Origin of the sequence: Myxococcus eversor (genome assembly GCF_010894455.1) — a bacterium.
In the GTDB taxonomy this organism is placed as follows: Bacteria; Myxococcota; Myxococcia; order Myxococcales; family Myxococcaceae; genus Myxococcus; species Myxococcus eversor.
The window spans coordinates 21,065-42,006 of the sequence record NZ_JAAIXY010000013.1 but is presented as its reverse complement, the minus strand read 5'-3'; the positions used below and the strand labels follow the sequence as shown (position 1 = coordinate 42,006).

The following is a 20,942-nucleotide window of genomic DNA, read 5'->3' as shown; positions in this document are numbered from 1 at the left end:
TTCGTCCCGCCACCTGTCGGCTTCGCGGGCGGCGGCGCGCCGATTCCTTCCTGCGTCACGAGTATCCACTCCTGGTCAGGCGGTCATGCACCTGACGCAACACCCAGCGCACTCCGCTCCGGGCCACCGGTCTCCGCGACACCCACCGCGCCACGTCCGGCCCCCAGCGATAGTAGCTCCGGATGAACCCCCGCCCGAGCGGGCTCTTCCGCAGGACGTCGTCCCGGTACGCGCGGAAGGCCACCAGCTCCGGCGCGCCCTCGCCAAACGCCACCGTCGCCACGAAGCACGACGACGCGGGGCTCACCCACATGAGCCGCTGGTTGGTGAGGTTCACCACCACCTTCAGCTCCCGCGCCTCCGTGTAGAGGAACGCGAGCAAATCCCTGCGCGCGGCGGGGAACTCCTGCCCGCCTGCTTCCTCGAACTCGATGCGCGAGGAGTTGGTGGTGCCCACCTCGTCCACCGTGAAGAAGTAGCGCTTCGAGCTGCGGCGGACCTCCACCTCCAGCCCTCGAAGCTCACCGAAGTACGCCAGGAACGGCGTGCCGCACACCGGGCAGACGAAGCGGTTGTACGCGTGGCTCGTCAGGAAGGCGTAGTCGCCCACGCGCTTGCAGCCCGTGTTGGGACACACGAGCTTCACGCTCGCCTGCGGCGCGGGCCGGGGGTCGAACCGCGAGCCTCCCGACGGCTTGTCGAACACGGGCGGAGGACGCGGCGGCGCCGTCACCAGGTGCCGCGTCGGATGCGCGGCCCGCTCCAGCTCCAGCGCGCGTCGCCAGGCCGTCTCGGCCGCCTCCAGCCGCCCGCTCGCGGTGTGGCACAGCGCCTCGCCATGCGCGAGCAACGCGGCCACCAGCTTCTCCAGCGCGGGCGCCATCGACGGGTCCCTGCCCGCCGCCAGCGCCTCCGCCAGCACCCGCTCCATCTCCGGCAGCAACGCCTGCGCCGCCTGACGTGAAGGGTCCTCGGCGCGGCGATACACCGGCGGCTCGGGAATCCGACTGAACAACGACGAGGCGGCGGCCCGGACGCGCTCCACCACCGCGTCTCCACGCCCCACGTCCATCTGTGCCGCCCTGGCTCGGGCGGCCTGAAAGAGCTCTTCGGGCTGCAAGCCGGCGGACATTAAGTGCCCGAGGTCCCCCTGTCAGTGCGGATCACATCCACGCGGTCGGAAACTCGCCACCCACTCCTGCCCGATGTAAGAAGACGTAGGAGGCTGTGAGCATGGGAGCTTTGAAGTTCATCGTCTGGACGGTCTGCGCGGTGGGGCTCGGCATCTTCCTGTCGTCGGGAGAGGTGGACGGCCGCACGCCCCTGCAGCACATGGAGAAGGCCTGGAAGCGCGCCGTGAAGCCCGACGCCATGGACCGCGTGAAGGACGGGCTGGAGGACGCGTACGAGGACGCGAAGGGCGCTGTCTCCCGCACGACGGACGCCCCCGCCCCGCGCGAGCGCATCAGCGCGGAGGACCGGGCAGCGGTCAACCGCATCATCGCGCAGAAGAAGTAGCCTGGCCGACAGGTCCGCTTCCGCGACAGGTCTCCCCTCCCTAGGTTGCGTGGGTGGTCGGGTGGTCGGTCGGGGCGGAGGCGGGGCATGGGCAGGGCTCCTTTCATCAAGAGTGTCGTCATCCTCACCGCGCTGGTGTGCGCACTGGCGACCCCAGCGCAGGCCGCCGGGCGCGGTCGCGGACGTCTGTGGCTCGAGGCCCAGAACCGTTCGCTGGACAACCAGCGGGCCACGCTGAGCGACGTGGCTCGCAAGGCGATGCCGTCGGTCGTCTCCATCACCACCCGGCAGATGACGGAGGAAGCCGCGGTGTCGGGCGAGGAGCCGCAGAAGGGCATCGGCTCCGGCTTCATCATCCACGCCGACGGCTACATCCTCACCAGCGCCCACGTGGTGGAGGGCGCGTCGGAGGTGGTCGTCTCGGTGATGCACCCTCGCGGCTACGCGGAGGAGTACGTCGCGCGCGTGGTGGGCGAGGACGCGCGCACCGACTGCGCCCTCCTGAAGATTGAGGCCCCGCGCCGGCTTCCGGTGCTGCGGCTGGCGTCCGCGTCACACGTGCGCTCGGCGGACTGGATTGTCGTCATCGGCAACCCGTTCGGCCTGTCGCACTCCGTGACGGTGGGCGTGGTCAGCTACATGGGCCGCACCGACGTGACGCCCAATGGCCGCGACGGTGACTTCGACTACATGCAGATGGACGCGTCCATCAACCCGGGCAACTCCGGCGGCCCCGTGCTCGACTTGCATGGCGACGTGGTGGCGGTGGCCAACGCCGTCAACGTGGCGGGCCAGGGCATCGGCTTCGCCATTCCCATCGACATCGCGAAGACGGTGATTCCGCAGCTGCGGGCCCACGGGCGCGTGCGCCGGGGCTGGCTGGGCATCAGCGTGCAGGACTACTCGCCCGAGGTCGCCGAGGCCTTCAACCTGGGCCACGGCCAGGGCGTGGTGGTGACGGAGGTGGTGGAGGGAGGCCCGGGCGAGCGCGCGGGGCTGCACCACGGCGATGTCATCATCGGGCTCGACACGCGGCGCGTGCGGCGGGCTCACACCCTGCGCTGGCAGGTGGCGGCCCGTGGCGTGGGCCATGATGTGCGGCTGCGCATCCACCGGCTGGGCAAGCCGATGCGGCTCAAGGTCCGGCTGGAGGAGATGCCGAGCGAGGAAGCTCCCGCCCCCACCCTGGCCTCCTCCCGGCGGCAAGGGCGGCGGCCGACCCGGGGCCAGTCCTCCGTGCTGGACGACCTGCTGTCGCCCGTTCCCAGGGCGAAGACGCTCCCACCCACGGCCCCGGAAGCGGAGCCCGCCGGCCCGGGTTCCGAGGACGGCGCTCCGGCGCCTTGACACCCGCGCGGACACCGGTCTTCCGGCGTCTCCTTGCGTTCGGGTGGCATGGGCGCTAGACAGTGCGCCTTTTTCGTACCCGGCGGATGGTCCACGTGCTCGTGGCGCCGAGGTACCCGTATCGTTTCGCAGGAGAGGTTCCACAATGGCCGAGGCCACCCCGACGACCCAGAAGAAGCTCACCCACTGGCCCCGCACCGCCAAGGGCAGCGGCAAGAAGGCGTGCACCGTGGAGGGCTGCAAGCGCCCCTACCGCGCCAAGAGCTACTGCTTCTTCCATTTCAAGCAGTGGCGCCAGGGCGACCTGCCCCACTCGCGCTACCGCACCTGCTCCAAGGACGGTTGCCGCACCAAGACGTTCAAGGCCGGCCTGTGCGAGAAGCACCACGGCGAGACGTACAAGAAGGACGCGGCTTAAGTTTCCGCCGTCGTTCTCGCAGCGGCGCCGGGGTCTTCTCTCCTCCCTGACTGAATCTCCAGGGAGAGGTGCCCCGCGCCACCGCGAGACCTGGTTGCTGGAAGGCCGTGAGCTCTTGCTCCGCCTCGCACCGGGTCTGGCTCCACCCGTTTCAACCATCCGCTCCAGCGCGTCGAGTCAGGTGAGAGACGGGGTGCCAACCACGCACACTCCCGGGTCCACGGGCGCGTCCGGGGAGGAACGTCGGGGAGTTGCTCCCCAGGACGCATGCCTCCGAGTTTAGCTGGTTGATCCTGGTGCAGATCGGTATATTCCCGCGCGTATGCGTCGCTGGCTCCCTGGGTTGCTCCTCTCGCTCGTCTCCGTGCTCACCGCTTGTGGCGGTGCGGGCACGCCCGTGCGCGCGACCATGAGTGCCCGTCAGGCGCTGTCGCATCCGCCAGAGTTCCTGGAGTTCGAGTCCCCCGCGACGCGCCTCGAGATGTTCCGCGAGGTGGCCCGTCAGTCGGACCTGGAGGCCGGGCAGGCGGCGCAGGCGCTGGTGCTCTTCCCCATCAGCCAGCACGGTGAGCTGCTCGCCGCGCCCGGCTTCGACTCGCGCATGGACCTGTTCCAGGCGCCTGACGCGGGCAAGGCCATCGAGCTGGTGCTGGAGGCCCGCGCCGCGGAGCGCTGGCCGGAAGACCGGCGGGAGAGCCTGCAGGGGCTGTCCGAGCGTGAGGCGGCGGAGCTGGTGGCCCGCACGCTGCTGGCGCACTGGGGCATCCAGCCGGAGAGCGCGGTCCAGGTGGACCGGGCGTCCGGCGCTCCGTATGCGGTCGCCTACGTGGACGGCATCCTGCGCGTCAACCCGGCGTTCCTCTACCTGGCGGCCTCCTACGGTCCTGCTTCCATGCCGGCCACGCTCCAGTAGAGTCCCGCGCCTCAGCAACAGGCCCACCCTTCTCTCGCCGTGCCCCACTTTCCAGAGGGGCGGGCCGCGAGGCGCCAGTGAATACCTCCGCTCTTCACGCTCAGCTTCCCCATACGCTCCAGCAGACGAATCTGCCGGCGCTCGGTCAGCACTACCGCGGCAAGGTCCGTGACACGTACCGGAGCGGCGACACGCTCGTCCTGGTGACGACGGACCGGCTCTCCGCGTTCGACCACGTGCTCACCACCATCCCCTTCAAGGGCGAGGTGCTCAACCGGCTCGCCGCCTTCTGGTTCGAGCGCACGAAGCACATCTGCCCCAACCACGTGCTCGACGTGCCGGACGCCAACGTCACCGTGGCGCGCGCCTGCCAGCCCTTCACGGTGGAGGTGGTGATTCGCGGCTACCTGACGGGCAGCCTGTGGCGCGACTACGAGAAGGGCACGCACACCGCCTACGGCCTGCCCTTCCCCGAGGGCCTCCGCAAGGACGCGGCCTTCCCCGAGCCCATCATCACCCCGTCCACCAAGGCGGAGTACGGGCTGCACGACGAGCCGATCTCAGAGAAGGAGATTCTCGCGAAGGGCCTCGCCAGCGCACGCGACTGGGCGCGCATCACCGAGGCGGCGCGCGGCCTGTTCGCCGAGGGCCAGAAGTGGGCGCGCACGCGCGGCCTCATCCTCGTCGATACCAAGTACGAGTTCGGCAAGGTGGGCGACGACATCTACGTCATCGACGAGATGCACACCCCGGACTCCAGCCGCTACTGGGTGGCGGACGAGTACGAGGCCCGCTTCGCCAAGGGCGAGGACCAGCGCATGCTGGACAAGGAGAACATCCGCCAGTGGCTCATCCGCGAGCGGAACTTCTCCGGCCAGGGCACGCCCCCGCCCATCCCCGATGACGTCCGCGTGGAGTTGGCCACCAAGTACGTGGCGGCCTTCGAGCAGATTACGGGGACGACGCTCGCGCTCGAGCCGGGAGACGTGCACGCGCGAATCGAACAGAACCTGCGCCAGAAGGGCTACCTGAAGTAGCCCTCCCAGCGGGACGGCGGGGCGCTACTCGCTCCGGCCGAAGACGCGGCGGAAGACGTCGTCCATGTGCCGCGTGTGGTAGCCCGGGGAGAAGCAGTCGTTGATCTCCTCGGGCGTCATCATCTTGCGCAGGTCCTCGTCCGCGAGCAGCGCCTGCCGGAAGTCCACGCCCTCCTCGTAGAGCTTCATCGCGTTGCGCTGGACGATGACGTAGGCGGCCTGTCGGTCCATGCCCTTGCGCGCCAGCTCCAGCAGGAGCCGCTGCGAGTTCACCACGCCGCCGAGCAGGTCCAGGTTCTTCTTCATCTGCTCCGGGTAGACGCGCAGGTCCTCCATCAGCCGGGCGAAGCGCATCAGCATGAAGTCCGCGAGGATGGTGGCGTCCGGGCCGATGACGCGCTCCACGGAGGAGTGGGAGATGTCCCGCTCGTGCCACAGCGCCACGTCCTCCATGGCGCTCACCGCGTAGCCGCGCAACAGGCGCGCCAGGCCCGTGAGGTTCTCCGAGAGGATGGGGTTGCGCTTGTGCGGCATCGCGCTGGAGCCCTTCTGCCCGGCGGTGAAGGGCTCCTCCACCTCGCGCACCTCGGTGCGCTGCAGATGGCGGATCTCCACCGCGAACTTCTCGATGCTGGAGCCCAGCAGCGCCAGCGAGGTGAAGTACTCCGCGTGCCTGTCACGCTGCACCACCTGACTGGAGGCGGGCGCGGCCTTCAGGCCCAGCTTCTTGCAGACGTGCTCCTCCACGGCCGGAGGCAGGTGCGCGAAGGTTCCCACCGCGCCGGAAATCATGCCCGTGGCGATGGTCTCCCGCGCGTGCAGGAGCCGCGTGCGAGCACGGCGGAGCTCGTCGTACCAGATGGCCAGCTTGTGGCCGAACGTCACCGGCTCCGCGTGGATGCCGTGGCTGCGGCCCATCTGGAGCGTGTGCTTGTGCTCGAAGGCGCGCTTCTCCACCGCCGCCATCACCCGCTCCAAATCCTGGAGGATGAGGTCCACGGCGTCGCGCAGCGTCATCGCCAGGGACGTGTCCAGCACGTCCGAGGACGTCATGCCCAGGTGCAGCCAGCGCGCGCTGGGGCCCACGCGCTCCTCCATGAAGGTGAGGAAGGCGATGACGTCGTGCTTGGTGGTGCGCTCGATTTCGTCGATGCGCGCGGCGTCCTCGAGCGTGAAGTCTCCGGCCTTCTGGAGGCAGTCCTCCAGCGCCTCTCGCGGGGCCAGTCCCGCCTCCACCATGCCCTCCAGCGCGGCGAGCTCCACGTCGCGCCACCGGCGCAAGCGGGCCACGTCGTTCCAGAGGTTGGACATCTCCTGTCGGCTGTATCGGGGAATCACTCGTAGACCTTCACGGCAAAGTCCTTCCGCGCCGCGAACCGGAGCAGCTCCAGCACGGACTCGGAGGACGGGCCCAACTTCCGGGCGGTGGTGAGATTGATGGACAGGTCCAACCCCTCCGGCTGCGCCACCGCCAGCGCGCCCGGGTCGACCTTCTCGTGGATGATGCGGTTGGCCAGCCGGCCCGCTTGCAGGCCAATGGCCATGGGGCTGGGGGACAGCGCCAGCGACGCGCCCTCCTTCACCTGGCTCGGCGTGAGCGCCACCAGCGGCAGCCGCTTCGACTGCGCGAAGGCGATGAGTTCCTGCACCACGGCGGCGTTGCCCACCGTCTTGTCCGCCACCATCAGCAGCGCGTCCACGCGGCCAGCGGCGCCCTCCAGCACCTTGCCCACCTTGCCGGGCGAGTCCACCTCCAGCGGGAGGATGGACAGGCTCCGGGACCCGGCGGACGTCTGCGCCTGCGTCACCGTGCCGGCGGAGAAGCGCGGGTCATGCACCATGCCCACGCGTCGGGTCTTGGGCGCCACCGCGAGCAGCGCCTCCAGCTCCGGGCCCAAGTCACTGGTGAGGGAGATGCCGGTGACGTTGGGGCCCTCCAGGCCGTACTTCTCGAAGTACGGCACCATTGCGAAGAGGACGGGCACGTCCTCGCCCAGCGAGCGGCGCGCGGCGTTGGCGGCCAGTGGCCCGAGCGCCAGCACCAGCGCGGGCTTCTGGGCCGCCAGCTTCTTGAAGATGCGCGCGGCGGTGGCGGGACTCTCGTCCAGCGTCATCTCCTGCACCTCCGCGCGGGCCTCCGCGGCGAAGCCGGCGATGACGGAGGCATAGGGCGCCAGGTTGGCGGACTTCACCGCCACCACGCGCGGACGGGCGGCGCCTTGAGCCCCCGCGGCCCCTGGCACCACCAGCAAGAGCAGGAGCGCGAGGGCCCGCCAGCTCATGGCTTCACGCTCGCGCAGCAACGGAAGCCCACGGAGAGCGAGGTCTTCTCCCGAGCGCTGAAGACCCTCGCGCTGCACCTCGATGCGAGCTGCGGGTCGTTGAACGAGCCGCCCTTCTGCACGGCGCCCCGATTGGGAATCACGGTGCTCGTCCACTCCGCCACGTTTCCGGAGAGGTCCGACACGCCGTAACCCCGTGACACGCATTGAGAGAAGGCCCCCGAGGGAGCGACCGCGGGAGGGGTCTCCTGCATGGAGACCTTCGTGTTGCACATGCCCGGAACGTACTCGTCGCCGTAGGCGTAGCGCGCGTTGCCCGGTCCCTTGCATGCCTTCTCCCACTCATCGGCCGTGCAGAGCCGCTTCTCCGCGGCCTCACACAGCCCTCGCGCCTGCTCCCAGGTCACTTCCACCCGAGGGGCGCCGCCCTTCTTCCTCGAGCCCGAGTACTCGAACTCATCCACGCAGAAAGAGCCCACCTGGATGTTCTCGTACTCGGGCTCATCCACCTGCGCCTCGCTGTCGTCCCGGGCCCTTCCACGTCGGAAAGACCCACCGCTCACCAGTCGCATTCCCTCCGGGCACTCTCCCGCCAGCGCGACGAGCGGAGGAGCATTGGCTTCCGGCACCACCGGGCGAGCGGACGGCCCTCCCAGGGGAACCACCGGCGCGGTCCGCTGGGTCGACCGCAGGTGGCGCAAGAGCAGGTAACCGCCACCGGCGCCCAGCGTGAGCCCTCCCACCGTCAGCACCACCATCCAGATGAACGCCGAGCGGCGACGCGAGGACGAGGACTTCGACGGACGCGTGGACCGCTGGGTGGGAGCGATGCGCGGCGCCGAGCGCGCCGCCGAGGTGATGGGCGAGTCCACCGTGCGAGGACCCGACAGCGCCGGAGAGGACTCCAGCGTGCGCGCCGTGCGGATGGCCGGCACCGGCACGGCGGGCGCGGCGTCCAGCGTGCGTGCCAGGGGGCGCGGCCCGGAGGACGCGGGGGAGGACTCCAGCCCGCGCGCCGACCGCGGCCCTGAATCGGAAGGAGCGGGCTCTTGTCCCGCCGAGTCTAGTCCCTTGGCCTTGGGCGACGGGCGCGGCGGGGCGGCGGGCGCCGGACCCGAGGGACGCGGCGCGGGCGCGCCACCCCGGGCGGCGACAGGCTCGGGAGGCAGGCGCCCACCGTGAGCGGGCTCGGCGGCGCCCCTGGCGGAGCGTCCACCCTGCGACGACTCGGAAGCGGAGCGCCCGCTCTGCGGAGCGTCCATGGCGGCCCGCGCGGCGGACGCGGTGATGAATGGCAGCGCCTGCTCGGTGAGGTGCTGGGACGAGCCAGGGTTCGCGCCGATGATGGCGGCCAGCGTCGCCGCGTCGAGCGGCTGCGTCGCGTCCGGCGGAGGAGGCTCCTCCTCGACGTGCGCGGCGGGCTTCGGCGACGTCACGATGCCGGTGGGGACGGGCATCATGTCCGTGGGCACCGGAGGCGGTGGACGCGCGGACATCCGCACCGCGGCCGCCTGCGCCGAGCCCACGGGCGGAGGCACCGAGCGCACGTGCGTGGCGACCGCCGCGGGGGCACGCGCGAGGATGCTGGCGAACTCCGCGTGCAGCTCGCCCGCCGTCTTTGGCCGGGCCAGCGGGTTGATGTTGAGCGCGCGCCGGTAGAGCGCCTCGAAGGACGTGGGCAGGTCCGGGTGCAGCGACGTGAGGCCGGGCACCACGCCGTCGGACGGCACCAGTCCCGTGAGCATCTCCCCCATCACCACGCCCAGCGAGTACACGTCCATCCGCGTGTCCAGCTCACCGCCCGCGACATACTCGGGAGCGACGTAGACATCCGCGCGGTGCCCCTTCTGCGCCTGGACGAAGGGAAGCTGCGGCACGGCGAGCCCGAGCCCGTAGTCCGTCACCTTCAGCAGGTCCGGCAGGACGATGACGTTCTCCGGCTTGAGGTCGGAGTGCGGACCGAAGCGATGGGCCGCGTCCAGCGCCGCCGCCATCTGCGCCAGCAGGGGCTCCACGTCCTTGAGCGAGAAGAGCTGCCCGCGCGAGGCGCGCTGCTCCATCATCCGCCGCAGCGTCATGCCCTCCAGCAACTGCATGGTGAAGAAGGGGCGCTCACCGTCGAGCCCTTCTTCGTAGACGCGCAGCAGGTTGGGGTGGTTGAGCTTCTTGCCCACCCGCATGGAGAACGCGAACTGGGTGCGCTCCTCGGGCTGCTGGACGAGGCGCGGGTGCACCGTCTTCAGGGCGACCTCGACGTCGATCTCCTCGTCCTGGGCGCGGAAGACGAAGCCCATGGGGCCGGAGCCCACCACCTCTTGGATGGCGTAGCGACCAGCGACGACGTCCCCCGCCTTGTAGGGGGCGCCTTCCAGGCCACGCTTGCGGACGACACCGGCCGATTGTCGCGCGGCCGCGTCGTACTTCATCCCGCAGGTGGGACAGGTGTCGGTCGTCTCGGGGACGTGGCTGCCGCAGCGGTAGCAGAGCAAAGCAGTCGGACTCCTGGGGCCGGTCGAAGGCGGACCGCGAGCGGGGGATGCGGTCCGGCCTCATATTCTGCACGCTCCCCTGTCATCAAGGAACGATGCCGTCGGCTTCCCTTTGCTAACGGCCGGTGGAACCGAAGCCGTTCCCCCCCCGTGACGTGACGTCGAGGACGTCGACCTCTTCCAGCCTGGCGGACGTCACCGGCGCCACCACCAGTTGCGCCACCCGGTCGCCCCGACGCAGCGTGAAGGGTTCGCTGGAGAGGTTGACGAGGATGACCTGCACCTCCCCCCGGTAGTCCGCATCCACCGTCCCAGGTGAGTTGAGCAGGGTGATTCCGTGGCGCAGCGCCAGCCCCGAGCGAGGCCGCACCTGCCCCTCGTACCCTGGGGGCAACCCCAGCGCGAGGCCCGTGGGCACCGCCAGCCTCGCCAGCGGCGCGAGCACCTGCTCCCCTTCGATATCCGCTCTCAAATCCAGCCCGGCGGCGAGCTCCGTCTCGTAGCGGGGAAGCGGCAAGGGCTCCGGATGGGCACGCACGCGGCGCACCTGCACGATGAGGGACGAGGCCATGGCGCGGATGTACCACAGCCCTGCCCCGTCTCCAGTTCGCGCGCCGACGTCACGGGTTGTCCGCGAAAACGACGACAGCCCAGGGAAGCCGAGAGGCGCTGGAACGCGCTCCAGCCTCGAAGCCCGGCGTCGGGAGCCGGCCGCTCAGGGTGCGCTGTCGTGGGACACAGCTCGAACGGAGGCGCGGAACTTGAGCGGGTCCATGGGTCGGGAGGCCAGCTCCAACTGATAGTGGAGATGAGGCCCCGTGGAGCGACCGGTGTTGCCAGAGCGAGAGATGAGCTGCCCGCGCGTCACCCGCTCCCCCACCCGCACCAGCAGCTCCGAGTTGTGGCAGTACGCCGTCGTCACGCCCCGGCCATGGTCCAGCACCAGGACGCGGCCATTCACCGCGTCCTCGCTCGCACGCCGCACCACGCCCTCCGCCACGGCCGACACCGCCGTCCCCGTGGGCACGCTCAGGTCCACGCCCGTGTGCATCCGCCGCATGCCCAGCACGGGGTGGTACCGCTCGCCGAACGGGCTCGACACCCGCGCGCTCTCAGACACGGGCCACGCGAGCCCGAAGGCGGTGGACAACGCCAGCGCCTGAGCCGCGCCCACCGAGGCCGTCTCGAAGCCGGGAGGAAGCTGCCGGTTGAGCGCCTCCAGCGTCGGCACGCCGCCTTCGGCCACCACGCGTTCCTGGGCGTAGCGCGCGGGGACGCGGCCGACGAAGAGGGCCGTGAGTCGAGCCTCCTCTCGAGGGAAGTCTCCCTCCAGCGCGGCGTGGAGCCTGCGCGCGGCGATGGGCCCCTCCACGGGGTCCAACAGCCGGTCCAGGGGAATCCCCAGTTCCTGGGCCAGCGCCGCGGAGGGCTCCCGCGCACGCGCATCCAGGCCCTTCAAGGCGAGGTGCGTGCCCCAGGCCAGCGACTCCGCATCCGTCAGCGGCCGCACCAGGGACACCTCGGGCGCCAGCATGGGCGCGGCGAGCGAGGTGCCCGTCATGCCATCGTAGTACGCCAGCAACGGCCTTGCGGTGCTCTTCGTGGAGAAGGCCCAGGCGGAGGCCTTGCGCACCAGCGCGCCCGCGGGCGTGTGGTGGTACGCCGTCCACACGCACAGCACCGCCATGCAGAAGTCCAGCAGTCCCCTGGCGCGGCTCGCGAACATGGCGGTCCTCAGCGCAGGAAGGAGAGGAGTGGAGTGGCGTCCAGCACGGCGGCCAGTGCCAGGGGCACCACCACCGCGCATCCCAAGAGGCCCCGGGTGAAGGCCCGTCTGCCGCGCTCCTGAGCGCAGGCCGCGTCCGCGTGCTGGAGGTTGCGCAGCACCGCGCGCCACCCGAGCGTGGCCAGCACGCCCACCAGTGCCCCCAGCGCCAGGCCCCTGGCGACCCAGTCCGAGACCTGGTCCCCCATCAGCTCACGCCACGACAGGTACACCGTGCCCTGCATCAGCTTCGCCACCGTGCACGCGCCGGCCACCACCACCGCGGCGGTGGACAGGGGCCGGAGCCAGCGCATGGGCGTGGGCTGGCGCAGACAGCGTCGCCACAGCGCGCGCCATGAGGGCATCTCCGCCGGGCCCTCCAGCGCCGCGCGCCACGACTCGGCGGGCTTCACCGCGGCCGACTTCGCCTCGCGGTAGCCCAGGGCCGGCAGCGCCAGCACCAGGTCCGCGGCCAGCTCCCAGGTCAGCGCCAGGATGCGAGCGATGCGCGTGCGCAGCTCCAGCGACACCCACTCCACCATGGGCGCCGTCACGTCGTAGCGCCCCACCAGGCCATCGAAGGCCGCGTCCACGCGGTCCACCACCGCCACCAGCCGGTCGTCCAGCGTGTCCGCCGCCGCGTGCACGCCCACCGCCACCAGGGCGAGAAGGCCCAGGGGCATGAAGGCCCACCGGAAGGAGCCCAGCAGACGCGAGACGTCGGTGATGAAGCCGGTGGAAGGCTGTGGCGTGGCGGACGGCGGACGGGGCGGCAACGGGGCCTCCGGAAGGCGGGGCTCGTGCCTCCAACGCACGGCCCCCACCCCCAGGTCTAAGCCAGTGCCGTCCCAAACGAAAACACCCCCTCCCGCGCGGTGGCGGAAGGGGGCGTTGGCACGACTCCGAGCCTCACGAGGAGGCTCGGACGCGAGGCGTCAATCAGGCCTTCGCGTCGGGCTGGGTGGCCTCGGGGGCCGGCTGTGCGGCGACAGCGTCAGCGGCACCCTGCTGGGTCGCCGCGCGCTCCGCCATCGCCTCCTTGCGCGACAGGCGAATCTTGCCCGTCTTGTCGATGCTGACCACCTTCACCAGCACCTCGTCGCCCTCCCTCAGCACGTCGGAGACGCTCTTGACGCGCTTGTCGGACAGCTCGGAGATGTGGATGAGGCCGTCGGTGCCCGGGAACAGCTCCACGAAGGCGCCGAACTCGGCGATCTTCCGCACGGTGCCCGTGTAGATCTTCCCGATTTCCGCCTCGCGGGTCAGCGCCTGAATCATCGCGATGGCGGCCTTCACGGCCTCGCCGTTCGCGCTGGCGATGTCCACCCGGCCGGAGTCCTCGATGTTAATCGCCGCGCCCGTGCGAGCGATGATGTCCTTGATGACCTTGCCGCCCGGCCCGATGACGTTCTTGATGAACTCGGGGCGAATCTGGATGGTGGTGATGCGGGGCGCGTACTGGCTGATTTCCTTGCGGGGCTGCGCCAGCGTCTTGAGCATCTCGCCCAGGATGTGGATGCGGCCCTGACGCGCCTGCTCCAGCGCGCGGCTCATGATCTCCGTGGTGAGGCCGGTGATCTTGATGTCCATCTGGATGGAGGTGATGCCCTTGCTGGTGCCGCACACCTTGAAGTCCATGTCGCCCAGGTGGTCCTCGTCACCGAGGATGTCGGACAGGATGGCGATCTTCTCGCCCTCCTTCACCAGGCCCATGGCGATGCCGGCCACCGGCGACTTGATGGGGACACCCGCGTCCATCAGCGCCAGCGTGCCACCGCACACGGAGGCCATGGAGGAGGAGCCGTTGGACTCGAGGATGTCCGACACGAGGCGAACCGTGTACGGGAAGGACTCGCTCTTCGGCACCATGTTGCGCAGCGCGCGCTCCGCCAGCGCTCCGTGGCCGATTTCACGACGGCCCGGGCCGCGCAGCGGCTTGGTCTCGTTCACGCTGAACGGGGGGAAGTTGTAGTGCAGCATGAAGCGCTTGAAGGACATGCCTCCCAGCATCTCCAGCCGCTGCTCGTCATCGCTGGTGCCCAGCGTGGCCACCACGAGCGCCTGCGTCTCGCCGCGGGTGAACACGGCGCTGCCGTGGGTGCGCGGGAGCACGCCCACTTCGTTCGTAATCGAGCGAACCACGTCGTGACCGCGGTCGCCGATGCGGCCGCCGTTGACCGTCATCTCGCGCATGTGCTCGTACTTGAGGTCTTCCACCACCTGCTTGGCGTGCTTCTCCACCAGCGGGGAGTAGGCCTCCGCGAGCTGCTCCTTGAGCTTCGCGATGGTCTCCTTCTTCGTCTTGGAGAGCGAATCGTAGCGGGCGCCCTTCTCCTTGATGGCGTAGCCGGCCTTGATGCCGTCCATCGCCAGCTCGCGCACCTTGGAGCGCAGGCCCTCGTCCACGGTGGCCGGCTTGTCGAACGAGCGGACCTGCTTGTTCAGCTCGCGGCGCAGCTCGTCCTGCAGGTCCAGCGCGGGCTGGGCGGCCTGGAAGCCGAAGTCCAGCGCGGCGACCATGTCCGCCTCGGACACCTCTTCCGCGCCGCCTTCCACCATGACGATGGCCTTGCGGCTGACCGCCATGACCAGGTCGAGGTCGCTCTGCTCACGCTGCTTCGCGGTGGGGTTGGCCACCAGCTGACCGCCCACGCGGCCCACGCGAATGCCTGCGAGGGGACCGTCGAACGGGATGTCCGACACCCACAGCGCCGCGGAGGCGCCGGTGATGCCGTGCACGTCGCCCTCGTTCTCCGGGTCCGCGGAGATGACGCTGGCGATGACCTGCGTCTCGTACGCGTAGCCTTCCGGGAACAGGGGACGCAGGGAGCGGTCCACCACGCGGGAGGCCAGCGTCTCCTTCTCCGTCAGCCGGCCCTCGCGCTTGAAGTAGCTGCCGGGGATGCGGCCCGCCGAGTACAGCTTCTCCTGGTACTCCACCGTCAGCGGCAGGAAGTCGATGTCCTTCTTCTCGCGCGCGCTCACCGCCGTCACGAGCAGCATGGTGTCGCCGTAGCGCACCACCACGGAGCCATCCGCCTGCTTGGCCAGACGACCCACTTCAATGCTCAGCTCGCTCTCGCCAATCTTGACGCTCTTCTTCAGCATGTCCTTGCCTCGGTATTCTTCGGGCGAGGACCCCACCGCACGCACCTGGCCCGCAAGGGACCTGGCACCCCGGGAGGGCCCTCGGGGTGTATGAGCGGTCGCCAAGGCCCGAAACAGGCACATGACAGGCAACCGCCAGCCTGTACTGCGGAAGGGCGCTTGCGGAGCGCCGGAGGGATGTCTCGGAACTTTTGATCCCTGATCGCACCGGCCGACACCGTGTCAGCCGGTCCGAACGGAAACCAAAACCTCCGTCGGCACCACTCCCTTGCCCGCCACCACCCACCGCTTCTCAACTGCTCTTCGCGCTGCCAATTCCCTGCGTCTGAAACGCGCGGGGCGCTGGTTGAACCAGCGCCCCGGGTCCTACCGAGATGCCTACTTGCGGATGCCGAGGCTCTCGATGAGCTTCTTGTAGCGGGTGACGTCCTTCGACTTCAGGTAGTCCAGAAGCCGGCGACGCTGACCGACCAGCTTCAGCAGACCGCGGCGGGAGTGGTGGTCCTTCTTGTGCGTCTTGAAGTGCTCGGTGAGCTGGTTGATGCGCTCGGACAGCAGCGCCACCTGCACTTCAGGGGACCCGGTGTCCGTCTCGTGGGTCCTGAACTTCGTCACCAACTCCGACTTGCGCTCCTGATGCAGCGACATGTGATTCTGTCCTTCGTACCCCGCTCCGGAGTGATTCCACTTGAGTCGCCCAGGTCCGCGGAGGGGTACAGACCGGGTCTCATGCTCCACTTCTAACGAGCGGGGGGCTTATAAGCTTCACCCTACCCAGGGTCAACCTTGGACGCCTGCCCGTGCGCCTCACGAGAGGTGGAGCGTGTGAAGACGCACAGCCGGGGGGCAGCCGGGCCTAGACGAGCACTCGCAGGTAGCGCAGCCGTCCACCCACGCCCTCCGCCACCGCCAGCAGTGCCCCGTCCGGGCCCGTCACGCGCAGCCGGCCCGGACGCAACGAGGAGGGAGCCACCTCCACCGGCACGCCGTGGGACACCCGCTTGGCGTCTTCCGCCCCCACCCGCACCTCGGGCAGGTCGACCAGGGCCTCGGCGATGGGCACCAGCCGCGAGGCCAGCGTCCCGTCCTTCAACAGGGCCGGCACGTCCGCGAGCGGCAGCGCCCGAGCCAGCACGAAGGGACCACTGGCCGTGCGCCGCAGCGCCTCCAGGTGGGCCCCGCAGCCCAACACCCGACCCAGGTCGAAGGCCAGGGTGCGAACGAAGAACCCCTTGGAGCAGCGCACGGACAGGTGGAGGCGGTCCGCGGAGAAGTCCCGCAGCACCAGCTCGTACACCGTCACGTGACGGGCGGCGCGCTCCACTTCCTCGCCAGCGCGGGCCAGCTCGTACAGTCGCTTCCCAGCCACCTTCACCGCCGAATACATGGGCGGCACCTGGTCGAAGCTTCCTCGGAAGCGCGCCAGCGCGGCCTCCAGGAGTGCGGGCGTCAGCGCGGGCACCTCCCCACGCGCCGTCACCTGCCCCTGTGCGTCCTGGGTGTCCGTCTCCGCGCCCAGGCGCACCGTGGCGTCGTAGGCCTTGTCGCCCTCGGTGATGAAGCCGGCCACCTTGGTGGCCTCTCCCAGACACAGGGGCAGCACTCCGGTGGCCATGGGGTCCAACGTCCCCGTATGACCCACCTTCTTGATTCTCAACAGCGAGCGCACCTGTCGCACCACGTCGAAGGACGTGGGGCCAGAGGGCTTATCGATGACGAGGACGCCGTCCATGTCGCGCCAATCTTGTGGGCCCGGGGCTGGAACTACCAGCCTTCCTTGCTCCGGACCTCGCGAAGCAGACGGTCGATCTTGTCCCCCTCGCCCACGGACTCGTCGAACGAGAAGAAGATCTCCGGCGAGACGCGCAGGTTGACGGCGGACGTCACGTGGCGGCGCACGAAGCCCTTGGCCGCCTCCAGCCCCTTCTGCGTGTCCGAGCGTTCCTCGGCCGTGCCAATCATCGAGTAGAAGACACGGGCCACGCGGAGGTCCGGGGAGACCTTCACCCCGGTAATCGTGATGTAGCCGATGCGCGGGTCTCTCAGCTCGCCCCGGGTCAGCAGGTCGCCGATGGCCACCTGGATTTCCTGCCCCACTCGCTCGGGTCGGGAATGCGTCGTCATTTCTTCTCCCAGTCTCGCGGGTTGCGCAGGGAGCGGGCTCGAACCCGCGCCTCGTCCAGCGTCATCCGTCCACCGCCCGACGGTGACGGGCGGCCCGTACCGGGGTCGCCGTCGTTGTCGCCGTCATGACGGCGCTCCCACTCACCCAACCCCTCGGCCTCCGCCAGGGAGGCCCGCTCGCCCCGCAGGAAGCGAGCAATGGCCGCCTCCGACTGGGCCGCCGCCGCTTCCGGCGACAGCGGTGCTTCGTCCTCGTCGTCCAGGGCGGACTGCTCGGCCCCGGCACCCGCCGTACCGCCGGCGGCGAAGAGCTGATCTCCAAAGGCGAAGATCTCCGTCTCCCGCGACATCAGCGGGGCGACGTACATCTCCTCGATGAAGTGGATGACCTTCTCCAGTTGCTCGTCCACGTGGCGGCGGTCATTTCCCACCACCGAGAGGGCGAGCGAGGCCTTCTGCCAGAGGTCCTGGTCGTCCACCTCGGCCACGGCCACGTTGAAGCGAGCCTTCACCCGGTCCGTCACCCGGCGCAACACCTGTCGCTTGGACTTCAGCGACCCGCTGTCCGGAATCTGGAGGGTGAGACGTGCGACACCTACGAACATGCCAATCCCCCGACCCCGGGGGACCTGGCGACTGCGCGAGGCCCCCAGGGCGAAACCTCCCCGGGAAGGTGGGGCCTTCCCGGGGGCGAGAGGACACGCGGCCGAAGACTAGGTGAGGCTCTGCCGGGTCTCTTCGATCTCGTAGGCCTCGATGATGTCGCCGGCCTTGAGGTCGTTGAAGTTCTCGATGCCGATACCGCACTCGAAGCCCTGAGCGACCTCCTTGACGTCGTCCTTGAAGCGCCGCAGCGACGCCATCTTCCCGGCGAACAGCTGCTTGTTCTCGCGGATGAGGCGAACGATGGCGCCTCGCTTCATCACACCGTCCAACACCGCCGCGCCGGCGATGGTGCCCAGGCGAGGAACGTTGAAGGTGCTGCGGACCTCCGCGCGGCCCAGCTTCTTCTCCGTGCGGATGGGCTCCAGCAGGCCCTCCATCTCCAAGCGCACCCCGTCGATGAGCTCGTAGATGATGGTGTAGCTCTGCAGGTTGACTTCCTGAGCCTTGGCCGCGGCCTCCGCACCCGACTCCGGGTGGACGTTGAAGCCGAGCACCACGCCCTTGGAGGCGGCCGCCCGCATCACGTCGCCCTCGGTGATGGCGCCCACACCGGAGTGGACGACCTCCACCTTGACCTTGTGGGTGGAGAGCTTCTGGACGGCCTGCTTGACGGCCTCGGCCGAGCCCTGCACGTCCGCCTTGATGACGACGCGCAGTTCCTTGGGACCGCCGCCCGCCTTCGTCTTGGCGAACAGCTGCTCCAGGGACTCACGGCTGACCTTGCCGAGCTCGGTCTGCCGCTCCTTCATGTTGCGGTGCTCGGCGATCTGCTTGGCCGCCTTCTCGTCCGCCACCACGTTGATGGCGTCACCCGCGCTGGGGACACCGGACAGGCCGATGACCTCCGCGCAGTAGCCCGGCTTGACTTCCTTCACCATCTCGCCGCGGCTGTTGTTCATCGCGCGGACCCGGCCGTAGTGCGAGCCGGTGACGACGGCGTCGCCCAGCTTGAGCGTGCCTTCCTGCACCAGCACCGTGGCGACCGGGCCACGGCCGCGGTCCAGCTTGGCCTCGATGATGGCGCCGACCGACGGGCGGTTCGGGTTGGACGTGAGCTCGAGGACCTCGGCCTGCAGCGCCAGGTTCTCCAGCAGCAGGTCCAGGTTCTGCTTCGTCTTGGCCGAGACGGGAACCATGATGGTGTCGCCGCCCCACTCTTCCGGGACGAGCTCGTGGGCGGCCAGGTCCTTCTTCACGCGGTCCGGGTTGGCGCCGGGCACGTCCATCTTGTTGATGGCGACGACGATGGGGACTTCCGCCGCCTTCGCGTGCTTGATGGCCTCCACCGTCTGCGGCATCACGCCGTCGTCGGCGGCCACCACCAGCACCACGATGTCCGTCACGTTGGCGCCGCGGGCGCGCATGGACGTGAAGGCCTCGTGGCCCGGTGTATCCAGGAAGGTGACGTCACCCCGCGCGGTGGTGATGCTGTACGCGCCGATGTGCTGGGTGATGCCGCCCGCCTCGCCCGACGCCACATTGGCGCTGCGGATGGCGTCCAGCAAGCTCGTCTTGCCGTGGTCGACGTGGCCCATGATGGTGACGACCGGCGGACGAGGACGCTCGTCCTCGGGACGGGCCTCCACCTCGGGCAGGTAGTCCTCCACCTCGAAGCCCACGCGCTCGATCTTCCAGCCGTAGTCGGCGGCGATGGTCTCCGCCGTGTCGGCGTCCACCAGCTGGTTGGCCGTGGCCATCTTCCCCTGCGCCATCAGCTTCTTGATGAGCTCCGCGCTGCGGATACCCATGCGCTGGCCCAGGTCGGACACCGAGATGCCCTCCTGCAGCTTGATGACCTTCTTCTCCTCGGCCATCTGGGTGATCTGCGTCTTGGCGCCCTTCTTCGTGGGCTTCTTCTTCTTGCCACGGATGGGGATGGTGACGCGGCCCCAGACCATGTCCGTCAGTTCCTGCTTGGACACGCTGGTCGTATCGCCACTGGTGCGCTTGCGCTGGCCCCGCTCCTTGTTCTTGGAGACGTCCACCAGCTCGCGGCCCCGGCCCAGATGGTCCGGAACCACCTTGTACTCACGGCGCTCGGGGATGCCCGCGCGACCCGGCGCCATGGGGTACTGCTTCGCCTGGCCGGCCGTGGGGGTGACGCGGCGCACCTGGATGAGCGGGCGCGAGATGACGACGGCCTGCGTGGCCGTGGGACGCGCCTGACCACCCGTCGGAGACACCTGGGCGTGAGGAACGCCGCCCACCATGATGGTGGGACCCTGCGGCGCGGGAGCACCACCGGCCACGCCCTGCGCTCCAGGAGCGGAGCTGGGACGCACCGGCCCCTGGCCGGGACGCGCGCTCTGGCTCTGGTACGTCGGATAGCTGGGACGACCGCCCGGACCACCGGGACGCCCACCCGGACCGCCCGGACCACCGGGACGCCCACCCGGACCGCCCGGACCACCGGGACGCCCACCCGGACCGCCCGGACCACCGGGACGTCCGCCAGGACCACCCGGGCCACCCGGACGACCACCGCCCGGGGGACCGCTCCGCTGCCCATAGCCCGGCGCGGGGCCCCGAGACACGACGGTCGCGGACGAAGACGGCGGGGAAGACGTCCGGACAGTCGGCGGAACCGGCGAGCGCGGAGGGGGTTGGGGCAAGTGGGTACTCTCCTGAGAAGGGGAACGTTGCTGCGCGACGGCAGCAGGGGGAGCGGCGGGGGCGCGAGGCGCCTCGACCGGGGCCTTGGGAGCCTCCGTGGCAACCGGAGGCGTGGCGACCTGAGCGGGCTGCTGCTCGGTCACCGGGGGAGCCGTCGGAGCCGCGGGCGCGGCGCTGACGGCGGGAGACTCCTCCACGGTGGGGGCCGGAGCCGTCTCGACAGAGACGGGCGGGGGCTCCACGGCGCGGGGCGCCTCCTCGGGAGGCGGGGAAGCCTCCAGGGCGGGGTGATGAGCGGACTCGACAGGTCCGGAATCGTAGTGGTCATTGGAGTCGTGGGACTGCGACTCCATGCCCGCTTCGGCGGAGCCCGCGGGCGGGCCCACCTTGCGGCGCACCACGAACCCCTTCGCCGTCACGGGAGGCGCTGCCTGCTTCGGCTTGCGCTTGTCCAAAATCTTCTGGACGGCGGCGGTCGCCTGGTCGTCATCGAGGGAAGACGAATGGCTCTTGACGTCGTAACCGAGCGCGGACAGCTCCGTTACGACCTCCTTGTTGTCGAGCTCAATGCCGTGGCCCTTGAGCTCCTTGGCGATTTCGTGGACGCGCTTCTTCGACATATTGCCCTTGTTGGCCTGCCGCACCCGGCGACTCCGGGGCGC

The 20,942-nt window shown here is 69.8% G+C and carries 18 protein-coding genes; 5 read left to right on the top strand and 13 right to left on the bottom strand.

Annotated elements, in window-relative coordinates:
* Positions 1-55: 55 nt before the first annotated feature.
* A complete protein-coding gene (locus tag G4D83_RS25350; RefSeq protein ID WP_163867408.1) occupies positions 56-1,132 on the bottom strand; it encodes a BRcat domain-containing protein in 1,077 nt (358 codons plus the stop codon).
* 95 nt (positions 1,133-1,227) lie between these two features.
* On the opposite strand from G4D83_RS25350, the gene G4D83_RS25345 reads away from it, so the two are divergent.
* From G4D83_RS25345 to G4D83_RS25325, 5 genes are all read left to right on the top strand, one after another.
* Positions 1,228-1,518: a hypothetical protein gene (locus G4D83_RS25345; RefSeq protein ID WP_176434168.1), complete on the top strand. Its 291-nt coding sequence runs from the start codon at positions 1,228-1,230 to the stop codon at positions 1,516-1,518.
* Positions 1,519-1,605: 87 nt separating this feature from the next.
* Complete coding sequence (locus tag G4D83_RS25340) at positions 1,606-2,865, top strand: S1C family serine protease (protein ID WP_163867406.1); 1,260 nt, start codon at positions 1,606-1,608, stop codon at positions 2,863-2,865.
* Between the two features lie 145 nt (positions 2,866-3,010).
* Positions 3,011-3,283: a vegetative protein gene (locus G4D83_RS25335; protein ID WP_163867405.1), complete on the top strand. Its 273-nt coding sequence runs from the start codon at positions 3,011-3,013 to the stop codon at positions 3,281-3,283.
* 322 nt (positions 3,284-3,605) lie between these two features.
* A complete protein-coding gene (locus G4D83_RS25330; protein WP_163867404.1) occupies positions 3,606-4,196 on the top strand; it encodes a hypothetical protein in 591 nt (196 codons plus the stop codon).
* Positions 4,197-4,273: 77 nt separating this feature from the next.
* Positions 4,274-5,233, top strand: a complete 960-nt coding sequence (locus G4D83_RS25325; RefSeq protein ID WP_163867403.1) for a phosphoribosylaminoimidazolesuccinocarboxamide synthase — start codon at positions 4,274-4,276, stop codon at positions 5,231-5,233.
* A gap of 24 nt (positions 5,234-5,257) precedes the next feature.
* Here G4D83_RS25325 and purB read toward each other — a convergent pair whose 3' ends face one another.
* The 12 genes from purB to infB all read right to left on the bottom strand — a co-directional run bounded on the left by purB (position 5,258) and on the right by infB (position 20,900).
* Positions 5,258-6,571 carry an adenylosuccinate lyase gene (purB, locus tag G4D83_RS25320; protein WP_163867402.1) on the bottom strand — a complete coding sequence of 438 codons (1,314 nt, stop codon included), beginning with the start codon at positions 6,569-6,571 and terminating at the stop codon, positions 5,258-5,260.
* Positions 6,568-7,515: an ABC transporter substrate-binding protein gene (locus tag G4D83_RS25315; RefSeq protein ID WP_163867401.1), complete on the bottom strand. Its 948-nt coding sequence runs from the start codon at positions 7,513-7,515 to the stop codon at positions 6,568-6,570. The genes purB and G4D83_RS25315 overlap by 4 nt, the downstream gene beginning before the upstream one ends.
* Positions 7,512-10,004, bottom strand: coding sequence for a protein kinase domain-containing protein (locus G4D83_RS25310; RefSeq protein WP_163867400.1), 2,493 nt, complete (start codon positions 10,002-10,004; stop codon positions 7,512-7,514). Before G4D83_RS25310 ends, G4D83_RS25315 begins: the two co-directional genes overlap by 4 nt.
* 115 nt (positions 10,005-10,119) lie before the next feature.
* Positions 10,120-10,575 (bottom strand): dUTP diphosphatase, encoded by a 456-nt coding sequence (gene dut, locus G4D83_RS25305; protein WP_163867399.1) that lies wholly within the window; start codon positions 10,573-10,575, stop codon positions 10,120-10,122.
* Between the two features lie 144 nt (positions 10,576-10,719).
* Positions 10,720-11,730 carry a M23 family metallopeptidase gene (locus tag G4D83_RS25300; RefSeq protein ID WP_163867398.1) on the bottom strand — a complete coding sequence of 337 codons (1,011 nt, stop codon included), beginning with the start codon at positions 11,728-11,730 and terminating at the stop codon, positions 10,720-10,722.
* 8 nt (positions 11,731-11,738) lie between these two features.
* Positions 11,739-12,545 carry a hypothetical protein gene (locus G4D83_RS25295; RefSeq protein ID WP_163867397.1) on the bottom strand — a complete coding sequence of 269 codons (807 nt, stop codon included), beginning with the start codon at positions 12,543-12,545 and terminating at the stop codon, positions 11,739-11,741.
* Positions 12,546-12,708: 163 nt separating this feature from the next.
* Complete coding sequence (pnp, locus tag G4D83_RS25290; protein WP_163867396.1) at positions 12,709-14,877, bottom strand: polyribonucleotide nucleotidyltransferase; 2,169 nt, start codon at positions 14,875-14,877, stop codon at positions 12,709-12,711.
* 378 nt (positions 14,878-15,255) lie between these two features.
* Positions 15,256-15,525, bottom strand: a complete 270-nt coding sequence (rpsO, locus tag G4D83_RS25285; RefSeq protein WP_141644273.1) for a 30S ribosomal protein S15 — start codon at positions 15,523-15,525, stop codon at positions 15,256-15,258.
* Positions 15,526-15,733: 208 nt separating this feature from the next.
* The gene (gene truB / locus G4D83_RS25280; RefSeq protein ID WP_163867395.1) at positions 15,734-16,609 is read right to left on the bottom strand and encodes a tRNA pseudouridine(55) synthase TruB; all 876 of its coding nucleotides are present in this window, start codon (positions 16,607-16,609) and stop codon (positions 15,734-15,736) included.
* A 32-nt stretch (positions 16,610-16,641) separates the two neighbouring features.
* Positions 16,642-17,001 carry a 30S ribosome-binding factor RbfA gene (gene rbfA, locus G4D83_RS25275; protein ID WP_141644243.1) on the bottom strand — a complete coding sequence of 120 codons (360 nt, stop codon included), beginning with the start codon at positions 16,999-17,001 and terminating at the stop codon, positions 16,642-16,644.
* Positions 16,998-17,606: a DUF503 domain-containing protein gene (locus G4D83_RS25270; RefSeq protein ID WP_163867394.1), complete on the bottom strand. Its 609-nt coding sequence runs from the start codon at positions 17,604-17,606 to the stop codon at positions 16,998-17,000. The genes rbfA and G4D83_RS25270 overlap by 4 nt, the downstream gene beginning before the upstream one ends.
* Before the next feature lie 108 nt (positions 17,607-17,714).
* On the bottom strand, positions 17,715-20,900 hold the full coding sequence (gene infB, locus G4D83_RS25265; protein ID WP_163867393.1) for a translation initiation factor IF-2: 3,186 nt from the start codon (positions 20,898-20,900) through the stop codon (positions 17,715-17,717).
* Positions 20,901-20,942 lie beyond the last annotated feature (42 nt).